Below are 18,926 nucleotides of genomic sequence, written 5' to 3'. Positions count from 1 at the left end.
TCTGAAAGGGGTTGCGTCCACGTGTCCATCATCGCACTCGACCATGTCACGAAGCGTTTCGGGGAGACGATCGCCTTGAACGACTTCTCGCTCCACGTCGAAGCAGGCGAACTGTTCGGTCTGCTCGGTCCGAACGGGGCCGGCAAGACGACCGCCATCTCCGTCATGCTCAACCTATATCCTGCCGACAGTGGTACGATCCGTATCTTTGACCGCGTCATGCCGAAAGACGAACAGGCGATCAAGCAACGCGTCGGCATCGTCCCGCAGCACGTTTCCGTATATGACCAGCTGACCGTGTTCGAGAACATCCAATTTTTCGCCGAACTTTATGGCTTCAAGCCGGCCGAGGCGAAACAAAAGACCGAGGCCGCCCTCGACTTCGTCGAGCTGACCGCTCACCAAAAGAAACGTCCGCCGGAACTGTCCGGAGGGCTGCTGCGTCGTTTAAATATCGCCTGCGGCATCGTCCATGAACCGGAGCTCATCTTTATGGACGAACCGACCGTCGCCATCGACCCGCAGTCGCGGAACACGATCCTCGAGAACATCCGTGAGTTGAACCGGCGCGGGGCGACGATCATCTATACGTCCCACTACATGGAGGAAGTCGAGATGCTGTGCGACCGCGTCGCCATCGTCGACGAAGGGAAGATCATCGCCGAAGGGACGCAAGACGAGTTGAAAGACCAAGTCATGACGCTCGAGACGGCCCGCATCAAAGTTGATGCCTTGACGCCAGGGCTCATCGAACGGCTCGGCGCACTCAGTCAAGTAAAGAAAGTCGAGTATCATGAGCCGTACATCGAGGTGTCGCTCGAGAAAGACACGCCGCTCGCCCCGCTCCTCGACGTGCTCCACGACGCGAAGGTCCGGTTCACGTCGATCACTGTCGACCGCCCGTCCTTGAATACCGTCTTCCTGGCCTTGACCGGCAAGACGCTAAGGGAGTGACGGTCATGAAGACGTGGACGTTCATCAAATACGATGTCAAACAACAACTGCGCGACCGCTCGACCTTGTTTTGGATGTTGCTGTTCCCGATCATCCTCATCTTCGGGCTCGGCACGATGCTGTCTGCCATTTTCAGTAACGACTTCTCACTCCCGGTCACAGACGTCGCTTATGTCGAGCAGTCGACCGACGACTATCGCGTCCCGCTCGAGACGTTCCTCGCCGACGATGACATCAAGGCGTTCGTCAACCTCGTCCCGTACGACAGCGTCGCCGCTGCCGAACGTGGCGTCAACGACGGCGATGCCGACGTCATCTTGCACCTCGACGGGTCGAACGTGCGTCTCTTGTATGAAGAACCGACGACGATCGAGTTCGATGTGCTCGAGGCGGTCATCCGGCAATATACCGACGTCGCCAATCAACAGATCATGCTCGCCGAGTCAGGCGTCGCCGTCCCGTTCGAGCCGGAGACGTTCATCGACAGCGAGAGCGTCGACTTGTCGGGCCGCACCCCGACCTCGCTCGAATACTTCACGGTCACGATTTCGATCATGACCGCCTTATTCGGCGCCTTCTATATCACGGGCATGCTCAGTGAGGAACAGCCGATGAAAGGCAGCTATCTCCGGATCCAGGCCGCTCCGGTCAAGACAATCGACTACCGGCTCGCTCGCACGTTCAGCCGTTACGTGCTCATCTTCCTGCAGCTCGTGCTCGTCTTTTGGTTCAGCCATTTCGTCTACCGAAGCTTCTCGCTCGACTACGTCCACTTCGGACTGTTGTTTCTCGCCTGGGTCGCACTTGCCCTTTACGGCACCGCGTTCGGATTTATAATCGCCAGTCTGCCTCGCGTCACGCGAAGTACGAAAGACGCGATCGTCAACGGTAGCGTCGCCATCATCATGATCCTCTCCGGGGGCTACGTCCCTGGATTCGACCAAGTGACGCTGAGCGTCGCACCGTGGGCGAAGTACGTGTTCATGCCGATCTTTATGCGCGACGGCATCCTCCAAGTGCTGCTCCGGGGCGGGGACGTCACCTTGTTTTGGCAAGGTCTCGGTTGGCTCGCCCTGCACGTCGCCGTCTTCACCGTGATCAGCCTGCTGTTGTGGAAAGGAGTGAGCCGCCGTGGTCTTGTTTAGGCATGTCGCCAAACGGATGCTCCGAAGAAAAGGGTTATGGGTGTTCACGTTCGTATCCGTGTTCGGATTCGCCCTCGTCCTGTCGTTCCTCAACTCGACGTCTGCTTTGAACGTCTCGATCGGTATTCTCGACCGTGACGGCGGCTCGTTGTCGGGCCGGGTCATCGAAGAGGCGGGCCGGTTCGGTTCGGTGACACCGCTTGAGACGGACGAGGCCGACGAGGCGCTGCTCGAAGGACAAGATATCGTCTTAACGATCCCGGACGGTTTTACGGAAGACTTGTTCGCCGGCGACATTCCGCGGCTCTCGTTCAGCGCGACCGAAGGGAGTGACGCCGCCTTGATCGAACAGGCGCTCAACTCCCACCTTTCCCGCGAGCGGCAACTGCTCGCGGCGAGTGAGTTTGACGAAGGGCGATTCCTCGAGTTGGCGGAAGCGGAGACAATGAACGGTTACACGCTCTCGAGCGAGCCGTTCCAAGAAAGTGTCGGCACGACCGCGCGGACACAGGCGTTCCTCGGGCTGTTGTCGTTCGTCATGATGTCGGCGTTCCTCCAGTTCATTCCGCTTTTTGTCGCCGACGACCGGGATGAATTGATTTACTCGCGCTTGTTCGCGGCACCGGTCACGCCGCGCCGCTACGTCGGGTCGCTGTTTTTATCATTTTGCGCCGTCGGGCTCATCTACGTGCTCATGCTGCTCGTCTTTAGCGCCGTCCTCTATCGGCAAGACATCATCGCTCACCTCCCCGTGCTCACGTTGTTGTTCACCGTCTATTTGTTCGTCTGTCTCGCGATCGGTTCACTCATCGCGGTCCTCGCGACGAATCGGGACAAGGCAAACATTTGGCAGACGTCGGTCACGATGGCCGCCGCCATCACCGGGGGCGCCTTTATCAGCTTGACGTGGCTCCCGGAGTCGCTCCAGCTCGTTGGACGCTTCTTGCCGACCTATTGGTTCAATAGCGGGGTTGCCAACATGTATGACGATCGGTTCCCGACGCTGTCTGTCCTCGTCATGGTCGGTATGGCGCTCATCGTGTTCGCGGCGACCGTCTTCGCGTTGAAAAAACGACCTCTCACATGACACAAAAACGGCGAGACACTCATCAGAGCGTCTCGCCTTTTAGCGTTGTAACGTCGGAACAATCTTTTGGAAGAACACCTCGACGAGCACAGGGTCGAACTGACGACCTGCCTCTTGTTCGATGACGGCGAGCGCCTCGGCGAGCGTCTTCGCTTGGCGGTACGGTCGGCCCGTCATCATGACGTCGAACGTGTCGGCGAGCGCGATGATCCGGGAGGCGAGCGGAATATCAAATCCGCTTATGCCGTTTGGATAACCGTTCCCGTCCCAACGCTCATGGTGCGACAGCACAATCTCTGACAGCGTCCCGTACTCAGGGACAGTGCTCAAAATATTGTAACTCACCTCGGGATGACGTTTGATCTCGCGCCACTCAGCTTCGGTCAAAGCACCCGTTTTGTCGAGAATCTCATTACTGATCGCGACCTTACCGATATCGTGCAAGATGGCGGCCGTCTTCAACTCGTTCACGTCACTGCTCGTCAAGTTCATCGCCTCGCCAAGCTGACCTGATAGCTCGGCGACACGCTGCGAGTGCGCCTCTTCGCGCGGGATTTTCTCATACAGCGTCCGCATGATCAATTGAATCGAAGAATGGCGGCGGCTCTGCTTCTCGGACACTTTATGATGGTACATCTGGTCTTCAGCCAAATTGAACACGTCCATGATCGACAGTGCGCCGTCGGTTTTGACCGCTTCTCCAAACGATGCCGAGATCGGCAACCCTTCAATCGATTTTTCAAGAAATAAACGGCTCAGTCGATTGGACAACTGCTGCGCATCAGATAACGACGTATTCGGCAAGATGATCACGAATTCGTCACCGCCGATCCGGGCGACCGTATCGACACCACTGATTTCACGCTTCAAAATATTCGTCGCTTCAATCAAGAGACGGTCTCCGACCAAGTGGCCGAACGCGTCATTCGTCAGTTTCAGGCCGTTGATGTCGACGACGATGAGGGCGAGCGGGTAATAGCCCGGCTCGTCGAACGTGACGAGCGCCTCGTCGAAGTAGCGGCGGTTTTTCACCCCGGTCAACTGGTCGTGATAACTCAAATACTCGATTTCCATCTCGTACGTCTTCTTCTCGGTCACATCCCCGATGTATCCGTGCCAGAGCACGTGCCCCTCGGCGAGCTTCTCGGGACGGGACGACCCGAGGATCCACTTCGTCCGCCCGTCCGGCGTATACACCCGGAACTCGGCGTCCCAAATCGTCAAGCTACGATATGACTCTTGGATGCTCGCCATCACTTGCGGATAATCGTCCGGATGAATTTTTGAGAAGACGAGATTCGCATCCCGTTTCACCTCGTCCGCCGTGACCCCGGTCAACACTTCAAAGCCACGGCTGAAGAACGGGAAGTAGAACGACCCGTCCGGCCGGAGCTCGAACTGGTAGATGGCGCCAGGGACCTGGTCGGACAACTTTGTCAGCAGACGGTCGCGCTCAGCGAGTTCCTCTTCGAGCTGGACGCGTTCGGTCACGTCCTTGGCAACGGCGTAGATGTAGTTGCCTTGGACTTTGCAATGCCATTCGATCGAGCGGTAATCTCCATCGATCGTCCGGAAGCGGTTGACGAACCGGAACAGTTCACGCGCCGTATCGAGCTCACTAAAGGCCGCTTCGGTCTTCACCTGATCGTCAGGATGGACGAGCCCGATGAAGTCCATGTTCTCGAGTGACTCGATTGGGAAGCCGAGCACACGCTCCCACGCCTTATTCAAATGCAGTACGTCTCGCGTCGTCAATGACATGATGCACTCGAGGTCAACGGTGGCGAACCCTTCAAACATCGATTCTTTCGCCTCACCGACTTGACGGTCGACTTTCGTCATCTGTTCGAGGATATGGACGATGTACAGCTCGACGAGACCGAGACGGTCGGCCCGCTTCTTCCCTTGCATGACAATCGTCAAATCACCGTAAAAGACGCCGTCTTTTTCAATCTTGAACAAGATGACTTGCCCGAGGTCGAAGATGCGTAAAATGTTTTTGACGAGCCGTTTCGGCAACACCCCGTCCATGAGTGGTTCGATCTCGTCCAAGATGATCGGACTAGGCAACTCCAACAGCTCGATGCGTTTCCGGCTCATCGGCCATTTCTTGCCGACCGGGTGGAAGCCGAGGACATCCAAGCTGCGTTCGAGCAGCTCGTCGATTCCAGAGATCGCGACCGTCGAGTACGTTTGTCCATCGTCATTCACCAAGTTGAGCGTCACCGCTTTCGCACCGGTGAAGTCCCGGATCTGGTCAAGGAAATGTTGGTTCATCAACAGTTCCCGGCCCGTGGCGACGAAGCGATGCGACACGTTGACGAGTTGTTTCAAGGCGTTGTTCTCTTGGACGTGCGGGGTGATGTCATGGAACAAGGTCGAGACGTAACCTGGTCGTTCGCTGAAGACGGACAGTTCATACCACGCTTTGTTCCGGCGCGAGAAGTGTTCGAACTTGATCGTCTCGCCGTTGTTCACCGCTCGCGCGACTTGAACGATCCATTCGCGTTCGCTGTATTCAAAGTCTTTCAACTGCTTGGTGATGCGTCCGCCGAGAAACTGCTTGCGCTTCGCCTTCATCATCTTTTCGAACGCTTCGTTCACTTCGACAAACTCATAATCGACCGGCTCCCCGGCACCGTCGAAGATGACTTTGAATTCGACGTAGCCTTGGGGCATATGGCGCAACAAAGATCTATAATGGGTGCTGTCTCGTTCTGTCACGTCATTTCCTCCTACGCTGTTTTTCTACATTTTAGTTTACCTCATTTTCGATGAATTCCCTATATTTTCCGAATCAATTCCTCCCAATGTGCACACATTAAGTTTTTGTAAATCCCACCTCACAGGTTGCACGGTTCGCTCCCCGTTGTTAGTATGATTACGAAACCCGATATCGAAAATCGATTTCAAGGAGATGAAGCAAGTGGAAGACCGCGTCCTTCGTAAGCTGTTTCTTGGTTTTATTCATATCCACATCTTGCACCATGCGTCCGAACACCCGGTTTATGGGGCGTGGATGGTCGAAGAGCTGCGCGAGCACGGTTACGCGATCAGTGCCGGGACGCTCTATCCGATCCTGCACGGCATGGAACAAGACGGCCTGCTCACTCGGACGAACGAGTTGGTCGACGGTCATATCCGCAAGAACTATACGACGACCGAAAAAGGGCTCGTCGTCTTGGCCGAAGCCCGTCAAAAAGCGCACGAACTATTCAAAGAGATCAAGGAGTGAAACCAATGGCCAATCAACGTGTGACGTTCAAGACGTTACTGGAGATTTTATTCGTATCAACCCGGCTCGGCTTGACGTCGTTCGGCGGACCGGTCGCCCACCTCGGCTACTTCCATGAGGAATACGTAAGGCGTCGGAAATGGATGGACGAGCGAACGTATGCCGACCTCGTCGCCCTCTGTCAGTTCTTACCTGGCCCTGCGAGCAGTCAAGTCGGGATCGGCATCGGCATCGTCCGTGGCGGTATCCTCGGCGGTATCACCTCGTTCATCGGCTTCACGGCACCATCCGTCATCGCCCTCATCTTGTTCGCCCTTTTAGTCTCAGGACTCGACGTCTCGGACGCGGGCTGGCTGTATGGCTTGAAAGTCGTCGCCGTCGCCATCGTCGCCCACGCCATTCTCGGTATGGCCGGCAAACTGACACCGGACGCAAAGACGCGGACGATCGCCTTCTTCGCGCTCGCCGGTGTGCTCCTCTGGCAGACGACGTATAGCCAAGTGCTCGTCATCCTCTTCGCCGCGCTCGCCGGATTCTTGCTGTTCAAGCCGCAAAACCTCGACGTCAAGTCGGCCTCGTTCCCGCTCTCGAAACGGCTCGGGGCGACGCTGCTCGGTCTGTTCGGAGCGTTACTCGTCATCTTGCCGCTCTTGCGCGAGACGATAGAAAGCCAGTCGCTCGCCATGTTCGACAGCTTTTACCGGGCCGGTGCCCTCGTCTTCGGTGGTGGTCACGTCGTCTTGCCACTCCTCGAGCGCGAGCTCGTCCCGGCCGGATTCTTGAGCGAAGAGGCGTTCCTCGCCGGCTACGGGGCGGCCCAAGCCGTCCCGGGTCCGCTGTTCACGTTCGCATCGTACCTCGGGACCGTCATCAACGGTGTCCCGGGCGGACTGCTCGCGACGTTCGCCATCTTCTTGCCGGCGTTCCTGCTCATCCTCGGGGCGTTGCCGTTTTGGGACGCACTCCGGCGCAACCCGAAAGTGGCAGGTGCGTTGATCGGTGTCAATGCGGCCGTCGTCGGGATTTTGATCGCCGCGTTCTATCAGCCGATCTTCACGAGCACGGTGAACGGCGCCGTCGACTTCGTCTTCGCCGCCCTCTTGTTCGTCATGATCGCCTACTGGAAACTCCCGCCTTGGGCACTCGTCATCGCTGGCGTCATCGGCGGGACGATTATCGGAATGTTGTAACGTGACTAGGGACTTCGTGTCCCTTTTTTTGTTCCCTGTTATTCTCCACTTCGCAAGCTAAAATGTTAATCATTTGAAACTTTTTCAAGTCTGGCGCTCGCTATACTGGAGTATGGATCCCTTTACAAAAGAGGGAAACGTTCCGCTCGGACTTGAGAAAGGAAGTGGGGTCATGCAGCCCTTACATCATAAAACAACGTATATGCCAGGTCTCGACGGCCTGCGCACGTTCGCCGTTTTCGCAGTCATACTCTTTCATTTGAACGCACCATACATACCCGGCGGCTTCCTTGGCGTCGACTTATTCTTCGTCCTGTCCGGTTATTTAATCACCGGCATCTTACTTCGTGAGCAAGCAATACACGGACGGATCAATTTAAAACGATTCTATGTCGCCCGGTTCCGGCGCCTGTTGCCGGCGCTCGTCTTCATGCTCTCGGTCGTCATGGCGTACGTCACGTTGTTCGAGCGCGGACTGCTCGATACGGTGCGCCAAGATACGCTCGCCGCGCTCGCCTACGTGAACAACTGGTGGTATATCTTCCACGACGTCTCGTACTTCGAGAGTTTCGGCAAGCCGTCACCGCTCCAAAACCTGTGGTCGCTCTCGATCGAGGAGCAGTTCTACTTGGTCTGGCCGCTGCTGTTGATCTTTGGGCTGACCGTGAAGAAACGCTTCCTCCAGCTCACCGGCATCGTCTTACTCGCTTCAACCGTTTGGATGGCAATCAGCTTCACACCCGGGACCGACCCGAGCCGTGTTTATTACGGTACCGACACGCGTCTGTTCGCGCTCCTCATCGGGGCGTTGCTCGCGTTCGGTTGGCGTCCGGATGCGTTCAAGCGCGAGATGCCAGCGCTCGGTCTTCGTATTTTGAACGTCGGTGGCGCCGGAGCGCTCATAACGCTCGTCACGGTCATGATGACAGCGAACGCTTATGATGCGTTCCTCTATTATGGAGGTTTCTTGCTCGTCGCCGTGGCGTCAGGTGTGTTGATTGCCGCGACGGCCCATCCGTCGACGCTCTGGTCCCGTCTGTTTGGAAGCGCTTGGCTTCGGTTGATCGGGACACGGACGTATGGCATCTACTTATGGCACTATCCGGTCATCATCTTGACGACCCCGCTTGAGCGGATCGGTTCGTTCAATCCCCTTCTCGCACTCGGTCAAGCCATGCTCACGCTGCTCATCGCTGAAGCGTCTTACCGCTACGTCGAGACACCGATTCGCCGCGACGGGTTCCGCCATGTCATCCGCAACCTGATCCCGACTCGCAACATCAAACCGGCTCGACTGTTCGCGATCACAACCGCGACGGTCTTGTCATTCGTCCTCGTCGGGAATTTGACGATCCTCGCGTTCACGGATAACTCGGACCGGCAACACGAGCTCCCGGTCGTCAAAGCACCGAAGCCGAAGCCAAAAGAAACGACGACCGAACGGCCGGTCGAGTCGTGTCCGCCCGCCCTTGCCATCGGCGACTCGGTCTTGCTCGGCTTGAACGAGTATCTCGGTACCACGTTCCCGAACATGACGATCGACGCCGAAGTCGGCCGCCAAGTCCGTGACGCGCAAGACGTCGCCGCGGGCTATCGTGAATTTGATGCCCCCGGCCATGTCGTCTTCCTCCATCTCGGGACGAACGGAGCTTTCAAGATGGAACAGCTCGACACGTTGATCGGTATGTTTGAATCAGCCGATCACGTGTACGTCATCAATACGCATGTCCCGCGCCCGTGGGAACGCGAAGTGAACGAGTTGCTCAAGCGCGCGAGCGAGCGGCACGATTTCGTCACGCTCATCGACTGGCATGAAGCGTCCGCCGATAAAGCCGACTACTTTGAGAGTGACGGCGTCCATTTGAACATCGATGGCGCCGAGGCGTTCGGAAAGTTGTTGTCTGAAGAGATTGGCTGTCACGACGAACAAGGACTTAGCAACCGCTAAGTCCTTGTTTTCATGGGCGCCACTTCCAGCGCATATAGTTGATCAACAGCTTGATATAGGCGAGCTGTTCACGGATGACATACTTCGCTTTCGCCGCAGCCGGCGTCGGGGCATAGAGCGCGTCCGTCTTGAGCCCGAAGTAGAGCCTCCCGACGAGCCGGGCCCGGCGCACATGGAAGTCGTTCGTCACGACCGTCAGTCCCGTCTCGCCTGCCCACACGTCGCGGCTGAATAAAAAGTTCTCGTACGTCGACGTCGAGTCAGCTTCGATGTGAATGCGCCCCGGGTCGACGCCACGGTCGATCAATTCCCGGGCAATGACGCGCCCCTCGGCCATCCCTTCGTCCGGACCTTGCCCGCCGGAGGCGATTAGTTTGACGTGCGGATATTGGTGCGCATATGTAGCCGCCACGTCGATTCGGTTTCGGAGCGCCCGTGACGGTGCCGTCCCGTTCACTTTCGCCCCTAAGATGAGGACGTACCGGTACGTACCGTCCGCTTGATGTCGTCGCATAGGGGTCACCTGCCTTGATTTCAAGTATAGCATCAACGGCTTCTTCGATTGACTGATACGTTTTTGTTACAGTAGGTAAAGCAAATATATGGTAGAATGAGTATCGGATTAATTTGAATTTGAAGGAGTCGCAACAATGCAAAACTTGAATCCTACGCCTCGGAGCACACGACAGCGGCACGAGACGCGACATATCGTTACAAAACGAGTATTCCATAGTTTGCTAATCATAGGCTTCTTAGCCTTTCTTATAGGCGGCGCCTATGTGACGCTCTCTTCGGAGAAACGCGAAGTCTCTGCCATGGAGAATCGCCAACTCGCCAAAGCGACCGCCGACCTCACGTTCGAGAACGTCATGTCCGGCGCCTATATGAAGAGCGTCGAGACGTATGTCACCGATCACGTCTTTAATCGTGACAGCTGGATCAGCTTACATGCGTTTTTATCGAAAGACTTGTTCCGGCAGACCGTGAAGAATGGGATTTATGTTTCGGCTGACGGGACGATGGAGTCTCCCATGAAAGAGACGATCGATACGAACATGCTCCTCGATGATCTGTCGGTGTTCACGACGTCGATGCAGTCGTCTGGCGTCGATGTCTACTTCGGGCTTGCCCCGAACAAAGCTTCGATGGTCGAAGTCGAACCGAACATGCCTGACTACATGGGCAACGAGGCACCAACAATCTTTAAAGAAACGCGTGACAGCTTGGCTACGGTCGAGGGAATGACGGTCATGGATTACCGGAAGCCACTGAACACGGCGGACAAATTGAGTGACGTCTTTTATAAGACCGACTACCACTGGAATATAAACGGCGCTTATCTGGCTTACGTCCAAACGGTGAAGCAGATTGCTGCCAAACATCCCGAAGTCAGTGATCCGCTCAAGCCAGGCGAACTCCGGACGAAGGCGCACGACCGCCCATACTACGGCTCTTACGCCCGTAGCACAACGCTCCAATACGTCAAAAACGGTGATACGTTCGAATGGATGGAACCAAAGGCCGGATTCACGCCAAGTTCGATTTGTTACAACCGGGCCGAACCGTGTAACGGTAATTTGATCAACAAAAAACCGCTCAAATCAGAAGAGACGTACACGGAGATGTACTCGCTCTTCTTACACCGTAACTGGCCGATCATCACAATGGACCAAGAGGCACCGAAGAATGATACACGGACACTCATCTTGAAAGATTCGTACGCAAATCCGATGCTAACGCTGTTGCCGGAACATTTTGGTCATCTGTCGGTCATCGATATCCGCCATTTCGATGAGTCATCGATTGAAACGTATGTGAAGGATAACGACATCGACGTCGTCTTGTTCATCCACAACGTCAACCTCGGTGAGTTCATCCCGCTCTATCACGACAAGTTGAATGAGTAAACAAAAGAGAGACGAATCATCCCGAATAGGATGATTCGTCTCTCTTTGTTGTGCGCTCTTCCTAGCCGTTGCTTAGAACAAACAGGAATTAGAACCGGAAATAGATGAACGGGTTGAAACTGCTCGCGATAATATACGACACAGCGAAGATGAAGATCGTCGCCATAAATCCGAGGCGCATGAAACCGGCCATGTAGTTGACCCATAGTTTCTTGCTCTCCTGTTCGAGACGGAGCACTTTTTCCCCAAATACTTTCGGGAGCGGTGTCGCCGCAATTATCGCAATCAGTAAGATGACCCCGTATTGGACGAAGTAGAACATCGCCTCACTATCCCATACCGCCGCTCCATTCAAGTTGAACATGGCCGCCAAGTACGAGATGGCGTACGGGAAGTCATCCGCTCGGAAGAACACCCAACCGATGATGACGACGAACAACGTGAACGCATGGGCGAGCGGTGCCGGGAGTGCTTTGAGCCACGCCCCGAGGAACGCCCGCTCAAGCATGATAAAGATTCCATAGTAGGCACCCCAGGCGATAAATGTCCAACTCGCACCGTGCCAAACCCCGGTCAGAATCCAGACGACGGCGAGGTTACGATAGAGCTTCCACGCACTGCCACGGTTCCCACCAAGCGGGATATAGACATAGTCACGGAACCAACTACCGAGCGAGATGTGCCAGCGGCGCCAAAATTCAGACACCGACTTTGAAATGTACGGATAATTGAAGTTCTCAAGGAAATGGAAACCAAACATCCGTCCTAGCCCGATCGCCATGTCGGAATATCCAGAGAAATCAAAATAAATCTGAAGCGAGTACGCGATAATCCCGATCCAAGCGAGGCCCATCGACATCTCCCCGGCATCTTGCGAGAAAATTTGGTCGGCCACGTAGCCGGCGTTGTTGGCGAGGAGCATTTTCTTAGCGAGACCGATGACAAACCGTTGCACCCCGCTCGCAAAGTCGTCCATCGTCTCACGGCGATCATTGATCTCGTCAGCAACCGTCTGATAGCGAACGATCGGCCCGGCAATCAGTTGTGGGAAGAGCGAGATGTAGAGCGCGAGGTCGAGCGGGTTGCGCTGGACTTTCCCATCTTTTCGATACACATCGATGACGTAACTCATCGCTTGGAACGTAAAGAACGACACCCCGATCGGTAGAGGGATTTTGGGATCGGTCAGCTCGAGACCCGTGATGGCGTTCACGTTCTCGATAATGAAACTCGTATATTTGAAGACGGATAACAGCAACACGTTTCCAGCGACCATCGCCCCGACGAGCCATTTCGCCTTCTTCTTGTCGTCACGGTTGTTGTCGACGAGCAGACCGAACGCATAGTTCATGACGATCGATGCGAGCATGACCGTCGTATAGATCGGTTCTCCCCACGCATAGAACAATAGACTGGCAATCAGGAGCACCGTGTTCTTCAAAAAACGCGGTGCGACATAATAGAGAATAAGAACAATCGGTAAAAACCAGAATAAAAAAATCGTCGAACTGAAGAGCATGAGTTCCCTCCTTTCTCATAAAAAATAAAAGGCTGCCCCGAGGGACAGCCTAAACCCATCAACGCGTGAAGCGTTCGACGATTGCGTCGACGATGCGGCGTGACGCCTCCCCGTCCCCGTATGGGTTAGACGCTTTCGCCATGCTTTGGTGCGCCGCCGCGTCAGACAAGAGCTCGTCAGCGAGGCCGAAGATGACTTCTTCTTCAACGCCTGCGAGTTTGAGCGTTCCGGCTGCGACACCTTCTGGACGTTCCGTCGTGTCACGAAGGACAAGGACCGGTACGCCGAGTGATGGTGCTTCTTCTTGTACGCCACCTGAATCTGTCAAGATCAAGTGTGAGCGTGATGCGAAGTTATGGAAATCGAACACGTCGAGCGGCTCGATCAAATGGACGCGGTCGAGATCGTTTAAAATCTCACCGGCCAGTTCCCGAACGATCGGGTTCATATGGACCGGATAGACGACTTCGATATCGTCATATTTTTCAATCAAGCGACGGACAGCACGGAACATATTGCGCATCGGTTCACCGAGGTTCTCCCGACGATGTGCCGTCAACAAGACGAGGCGCTTGCCTTGTGACGTGATTGAGTTCAACAGTTCATTGTCGTACCCGTCTTGAACGGTCGTCTTCAACGCATCGATTGCCGTGTTGCCTGTGACGAAGATGTCTGCTTCTGTCTTGTTCTCACGAAGCAAGTTCTCAGCTGACGTCTCAGTCGGTGCGAAGTGTAGATCAGCCATGACGCCAGTCAATTGACGGTTCATCTCTTCCGGATATGGCGAGTACTTGTTGTACGTGCGTAGCCCTGCCTCGACATGACCGATGGCAATCTGGTTGTAGAACGCCGCGAGTGACGCCGCGAACGTCGTCGTCGTGTCCCCATGGACGAGGACGATGTCCGGTTTCGCTTCCTTCATGACTTCATCGAGTCCGTGAAGGACGCGTGTCGTCACGTCGAAGAGCGTTTGATTCTTCTTCATGACGTCTAGGTCATAGTCTGGTGTGATTTTGAACAATTGCAAGACTTGGTCGAGCATCTCCCGATGTTGGGCTGTGACGACGACGATCGGTTCGATCCCTTCACGGTTTTTGAGCTCCAAAACGAGTGGAGCCATTTTGATGGCTTCGGGACGCGTGCCGAACACGGTCATAACTTTAGTCATAGTGATTCTCCTTTTCGGGGGTGACGCGGCAAAATGATCGTCTCACCGATATCGTGCTGGTCGACGATCGTTGTGCGTTGCTCCATTTTTTGCTGTTTGAACTCCGATTGACGCTTCGAATCAAGCGTACGGAACCATTTCAAAAACTTCATGTACTCGTCGGCCACATCGTCGACGAGTCCGTACTCACGGATCTCACCGTATTCAAGCCAGATCGCCTGCGTACAAAACTGCCGAACTTGTGACACCGAGTGACTGATGAAGAAGATGGTCTTTCCTTCGTCTTTGAACTCGTTCATCTTGACGAGACAGCGGTCGGTGAACGTTTGGTCTCCGACCGAGAGCGCCTCATCGATGACGAGGATGTCAGGGTTGATATTGATCGAGATGGCGAAGCCGAGTCGTGCCTTCATTCCGCTCGAGTACGTCTTGACCGGTTGATCGATAAAGTCGCCAATATCGGCAAACTCGATAATTTCCGGGGTGATCGCTCTGATTTGATGCTTGTCCATGCCGAGCATGAGGCATTTCAGTTCGATGTTCTCCATCCCGGTCAAGTTTCCGTTCAGCCCAGACGAGATGGCGATGAGCGACGGTTTTCCGCGCAGCTCGATCTTGCCGTGCGTCGGCGGGATGACGTCCGACAGAAGGTTCGACATCGTCGATTTCCCCGAACCGTTAATCCCGAGAATCCCGACGACTTCCCCAGGCGGGACTTCGAACGTGACGTTACGGAGCGCATAAAACTGCTTACCGTTCGCCCGGTTGAACAACACTTCTTTCAGCTTATCACTTTGTTTCCGGTACAACGTGTACCGTTTTGATACGTTTTCAAACTTTACTTGGTAGCTCATACGTCACCGCTCCTTAAATATAGTCAATGAAGTAGCGACGGAAACGAACGTGGATCGCCGAACCGATTAAGAACGTCACGAGCGTGAAGCCCCAGAAGTAGAGGCCGTAGCTAAGATTTTGCATGAGCCAATCCGTTCCGAGGAACATCGATCGGTACCCTTCCACCAAGTAGTAGAGCGGGTTGATCATGAGAATCGTTTCAAGCGTTCCGGTCGGTTGCCAAAAGATAGGTAGTAAATAAAGCATCATCCGAATAATTTGTGACAGCAAATTTTGAAAGTCGCGGATAATCGTGGCCAGTGCCGACGTCAAAAGTGAGAACGCATAAAGGAACGCGAGCGCACTGAGAAGCAGGTACGGCAAGAACAGGATGTTCCAGCCTTCACTGATGCCAAACGCCATCATCAAGATGAACGCGATCACGACCATCGCTACGTGTCGGTATAGTTCCGACAAGATGACGTACGCCGGGATTGTGCTGATCGGGAAGCTCATCTTTGAGACGAGTGCAATCTTCGAAAAAACGGATCGAGAACCACTGACGATGGCCGGTCCAAAGAAGAACCATGGCACAATTCCGGAGACGAGCCATGGAAGGAACGGGACATCACCAACGTCTCGACCCGCACGAAGACCGAACCCGAAGACGAGCCAATAGATGCTGATTTGAATGATTGGCGTCAAGATTTCCCACAAGTATCCGAAGTACTGCATCGAATAGCGACTTTTCGTTTCATATAGAGAGAGTCTCACAATTAAATAGAGACTCTCCCATAGTTCGATGAATACTTGCTTCGAGGCTTTGATCATAGTCGGCACACAGGTTAAGCCAACGTTACTTTTCCGTTGACGTATTCGTACAAGTTTCCGTAGTTTACAACCGCGAGGTCGCTGTCATCAGCCTTCACGATATTACGTGTATCAAAGATCATCGGGCGACGCATCGCTGCGTTCAACTCGTTGAAGTCGAGCGCTTTGAACTCGTTATGGTCAACGAGGACGAGAACGATGTCCGCATCTTTGATCGCTTCTTCTTTCGAGACGAGATCGAAGTGTTTCGACGATGAGACTTCAACGTGTGGATCGTGGACGGCGACGTTCATTCCTTGCTCGAGCATCAATTCGATGATCTCAACAGCTGGGCTTTCACGCATGTCATCAACGTTCCCTTTATACGTTACGCCGAACGCGGCGATTTTTGCGTCTGTTTGACCTGACACAAGTTTTTGAACGTTTTCGACGACGTATGCCGGCATCGAGACGTTCGTGTCACGTGACAACTTGATGATTTTCGCGAGCTCTGGTTGTTTCGCGACGATGAAGTACGGGTCGACCGCGAGACAGTGTCCACCGACACCTGGTCCTGGGCTGTGAAGATTGACACGCGGGTGTTTGTTCGCCATTTCGATCACGTCGAGGACGTTGATGTCGAGGGCGTTACACACTTTCGCAAGTTCGTTCGCGAGTGCGATGTTGACGTCACGGAACGTGTTTTCCATGAGTTTCGACATTTCAGCCGTCTTCGCGTCCGTCTTGATGATTTCACCTTTTACGAACGTACCATATACTTTAGCACCGGCTTCAGCGCATTCTGGCGTGATGCCGCCGACGATACGGTTGTTGTAAACGAGTTCATGCAGAATTTGTCCTGGGAGGACACGTTCTGGGCAGTGCACGAGGAAGATGTCTTCACCTACGATGAAGCCTGCTTCTTCGACAATTGGTTTCACGAAATCATCCATCGTACGCGGCGCGATTGTCGACTCGACGATGATGACGTTGCCTTTTTCAACATATGGCAATACTTTACGTGTTGCATCCAACACGTATGTGAGGTCACAAGACTTATGCTCGTCATCGTTGTTCGGTGTTGGAACGGCGATGATGAATGCATCCGCTTTCTCTGGCTCGAGAGAGGCACGGAACTTGCCTTTGGCGACGACTTCTTTGACGACGTCTCCGAGGCCCGGTTCTTCGATGTGGATTTCACCACGGTTCAATTTATCGACGACTGACTGATGGATGTCTACGCCGAGTACATCGACACCGTATTGTGCGAAGACTGCAGACGTTGGGAGTCCAATATATCCTAATCCGATTGTACATACTTTCATAGTTGAGCTTACCTCCATAGATGTTAGTGACACTGGTCACTGAATATTGCTTAACATTTCACTTTATTTAAGAATTCATCAAAAATCAAACCCATTATACTCCTGATGTGAATTGAGAAGCAATTACATTTTAATGACAAAACGGGATTACGACGACGCAACCGCTCGCACGGTCGTACTAAGCACATATTCTGTGCTCAAGGAAGCCGCCCGCACATCCCCTAAACTATAACAAACTTCAGGCAACAATGACCAATTCGACACCGAAGCCATGTTAGCGAACGTCAGACGACGGAATACTTCCGGACTGACAGCTTCGGCAAGCTTACCTCGAGTGAACGGACTAAGCAAGTAAACACGGAGAATCGTGTCTTTCGGATATTCCGAGACGAGTCGTTCGACGTTCTCGAGCTTTTCCCCGAGAACTAGTCCAACCGTTGCCGCGTGTTGGTTCAAGATGCTGTATGAAAAGTACGGCAGATCGCTCTCGACGACAAGTTGATGAATGGCCCCGCGCTCCTCAGGATGATCTTTGAAGTACAGGCTCATCATCGATGTTTGGGCATCAATCTTGCGCTCGATGAAACGGCGCGATGCGTCGTTCGCGTTCATAAGCAAATCGCTAAGCGACTTGATGACGGCGAGGCGTTGTCGAATCGAGAACTCGCGGCTCACTGCCTGCCGAGATACTGAATTGTCTCTCACTTGGCGGAAATAGACGGCGTCCGTGCCGCTCGGTAGCAGCGTGACGGCCGGTTGATAGGTCGAGAAGAGCGTCGAGAAATACACGACGTCTTCCCCGCTGCGAAGCGACGGCTCGTAACGGACTTGTTTCGCATACACCGCTGGGATGAGCTTGCAGGCGTTCAGCGTCAACAGCTGTGCCATTTGTTCGTACGACCAGTCACCTCCGGCGAGTCGCTCGAACTCACGATGGAGCGGCGAGACGAGTACGTTGCCCTCGGGATCGAAGTCTTGAATATCGGCGATGACGACCCGGTCCGGCAACGCCTCGTTTAATAGTCGTTCCAAGTAGGTCGGGCTGAACGTGTCGTCCTCGTCCAAGAACGTCACGTATTGACGCGTCACCGTCTCGAGTCCTCGATTTCGGGCGATGCTCACGTTCGCTTCGTCTTCAAGCAGACGATGCACGGTCACGTCACGGCCAAACTGCCGACTCGCCTCAAGCAACGTTATGTTCTTGTCTCCATTGAAGACGAGCACCCATTCGATGAGCGAGGCGTCAAGCGTCTGGGCCTCGAGCGAGGCGAGACATGTCGCGAGCAGCTCTTCCGAGTCATGAGAGGCCACGATGACACTGATTCCCCGTTCGACCGGATCGTCAAACCATGGCGGGAGTTTAACCGGTTTGAACGTTTGCTCGACGAATCGGTTCCACGCTTTCTTCTCGGCTACGATTTCAGCTAACAGCTCATCGTAGTGACTCATGATGGCTTACATTCCTGCTCGAGTTTCGTGACGAGTTTACCCGCGAACGGGATTGATTTCGCCCGATTGACCACACCTTGCAAACGCTCCACTTGACTAGTCAACTCTTCGACTCGCTGCTTTTCCTTCATCGCTTCTTGTTTCCACTTGTCCGTATTCGCTTTCGCTTGGCGGATTTCTCGTTCAAGCTCTTTCATTTTTTGGACGGTGTTCTCTTTGCCGCGAATATGCTTCGCGCCTTCTTCAAGCACGTCTTGCTTCACCGTTTCGATTTGGTCTGTCAGTGCATGTAACTGTTCCCGCAAAAATGCGTTCTCACGTTCTACATATTCAACTTGTTGACGGTCCATGACGA

The 18,926-nt window shown here is 54.2% G+C and carries 16 protein-coding genes; 7 read left to right on the top strand and 9 right to left on the bottom strand.

From position 1 onward, the window contains the following. Positions 1-21 precede the first annotated feature (21 nt). Genes EVJ29_RS00585 through EVJ29_RS00575 form a run of 3 tightly spaced genes read left to right on the top strand, consistent with a single transcriptional unit; the run spans position 22 to position 3,186 of the window. On the top strand, positions 22-954 hold the full coding sequence (locus tag EVJ29_RS00585) for an ABC transporter ATP-binding protein (RefSeq protein WP_070328545.1): 933 nt from the start codon (positions 22-24) through the stop codon (positions 952-954). 5 nt (positions 955-959) lie between these two features. Then, positions 960-2,099, top strand: coding sequence for an ABC transporter permease (locus tag EVJ29_RS00580; protein WP_236633337.1), 1,140 nt, complete (start codon positions 960-962; stop codon positions 2,097-2,099). Beyond that, positions 2,086-3,186, top strand: coding sequence for an ABC transporter permease (locus EVJ29_RS00575; protein WP_131504586.1), 1,101 nt, complete (start codon positions 2,086-2,088; stop codon positions 3,184-3,186). Before EVJ29_RS00580 ends, EVJ29_RS00575 begins: the two co-directional genes overlap by 14 nt. A gap of 39 nt (positions 3,187-3,225) precedes the next feature. Here EVJ29_RS00575 and EVJ29_RS00570 read toward each other — a convergent pair whose 3' ends face one another. Next, the gene (locus EVJ29_RS00570; protein ID WP_236633336.1) at positions 3,226-5,910 is read right to left on the bottom strand and encodes an HD domain-containing phosphohydrolase; all 2,685 of its coding nucleotides are present in this window, start codon (positions 5,908-5,910) and stop codon (positions 3,226-3,228) included. Positions 5,911-6,112: 202 nt separating this feature from the next. Here EVJ29_RS00570 and EVJ29_RS00565 point away from each other — a divergent pair, with 202 nt between their 5' ends. From EVJ29_RS00565 to EVJ29_RS00555, 3 genes are all read left to right on the top strand, one after another. Next, positions 6,113-6,421 (top strand): PadR family transcriptional regulator, encoded by a 309-nt coding sequence (locus EVJ29_RS00565; protein WP_131490335.1) that lies wholly within the window; start codon positions 6,113-6,115, stop codon positions 6,419-6,421. 5 nt (positions 6,422-6,426) lie between these two features. Further along, positions 6,427-7,611, top strand: coding sequence for a chromate efflux transporter (gene chrA, locus EVJ29_RS00560; RefSeq protein WP_131504585.1), 1,185 nt, complete (start codon positions 6,427-6,429; stop codon positions 7,609-7,611). A gap of 172 nt (positions 7,612-7,783) precedes the next feature. Then, positions 7,784-9,559, top strand: a complete 1,776-nt coding sequence (locus tag EVJ29_RS00555) for an acyltransferase family protein (protein WP_131504584.1) — start codon at positions 7,784-7,786, stop codon at positions 9,557-9,559. A gap of 10 nt (positions 9,560-9,569) precedes the next feature. On the opposite strand, the gene EVJ29_RS00550 is transcribed toward EVJ29_RS00555, so the two are convergent. Next, positions 9,570-10,073 carry a YdcF family protein gene (locus tag EVJ29_RS00550; RefSeq protein WP_131464196.1) on the bottom strand — a complete coding sequence of 168 codons (504 nt, stop codon included), beginning with the start codon at positions 10,071-10,073 and terminating at the stop codon, positions 9,570-9,572. Positions 10,074-10,374: 301 nt separating this feature from the next. Between EVJ29_RS00550 and EVJ29_RS00545 the strand changes: the two genes are divergently transcribed. Beyond that, positions 10,375-11,466: a DHHW family protein gene (locus EVJ29_RS00545; protein ID WP_161567320.1), complete on the top strand. Its 1,092-nt coding sequence runs from the start codon at positions 10,375-10,377 to the stop codon at positions 11,464-11,466. Between the two features lie 88 nt (positions 11,467-11,554). Here EVJ29_RS00545 and EVJ29_RS00540 read toward each other — a convergent pair whose 3' ends face one another. The 7 genes from EVJ29_RS00540 to EVJ29_RS00510 form a co-directional block, all read right to left on the bottom strand. Beyond that, on the bottom strand, positions 11,555-12,985 hold the full coding sequence (locus EVJ29_RS00540; protein WP_131504582.1) for an MBOAT family O-acyltransferase: 1,431 nt from the start codon (positions 12,983-12,985) through the stop codon (positions 11,555-11,557). A gap of 58 nt (positions 12,986-13,043) precedes the next feature. Then, entirely contained in the window at positions 13,044-14,153 is a 1,110-nt protein-coding gene (gene wecB, locus EVJ29_RS00535; protein WP_131504581.1) for a non-hydrolyzing UDP-N-acetylglucosamine 2-epimerase, read from the bottom strand. Further along, positions 14,150-15,007 carry a teichoic acids export ABC transporter ATP-binding subunit TagH gene (tagH, locus tag EVJ29_RS00530; protein ID WP_131438859.1) on the bottom strand — a complete coding sequence of 286 codons (858 nt, stop codon included), beginning with the start codon at positions 15,005-15,007 and terminating at the stop codon, positions 14,150-14,152. Before tagH ends, wecB begins: the two co-directional genes overlap by 4 nt. 13 nt (positions 15,008-15,020) lie before the next feature. Then, positions 15,021-15,818 (bottom strand): ABC transporter permease, encoded by a 798-nt coding sequence (locus tag EVJ29_RS00525; protein WP_070328534.1) that lies wholly within the window; start codon positions 15,816-15,818, stop codon positions 15,021-15,023. Positions 15,819-15,832: 14 nt separating this feature from the next. Then, on the bottom strand, positions 15,833-17,122 hold the full coding sequence (locus EVJ29_RS00520; RefSeq protein ID WP_131438861.1) for a nucleotide sugar dehydrogenase: 1,290 nt from the start codon (positions 17,120-17,122) through the stop codon (positions 15,833-15,835). Positions 17,123-17,269: 147 nt separating this feature from the next. Then, positions 17,270-18,571, bottom strand: coding sequence for a glycosyltransferase (locus EVJ29_RS00515; protein ID WP_131504580.1), 1,302 nt, complete (start codon positions 18,569-18,571; stop codon positions 17,270-17,272). Continuing rightward, on the bottom strand, positions 18,568-18,921 hold the full coding sequence (locus EVJ29_RS00510) for a hypothetical protein (protein WP_131490091.1): 354 nt from the start codon (positions 18,919-18,921) through the stop codon (positions 18,568-18,570). Before EVJ29_RS00510 ends, EVJ29_RS00515 begins: the two co-directional genes overlap by 4 nt. Positions 18,922-18,926 lie beyond the last annotated feature (5 nt).

It is taken from the genome of Exiguobacterium sp. SH4S7 (genome assembly GCF_004336795.1).
Taxonomy (GTDB): domain Bacteria; phylum Bacillota; class Bacilli; order Exiguobacteriales; family Exiguobacteriaceae; genus Exiguobacterium; species Exiguobacterium aurantiacum_A.
This window is presented reverse-complemented; position numbering and strand designations above follow the sequence as displayed.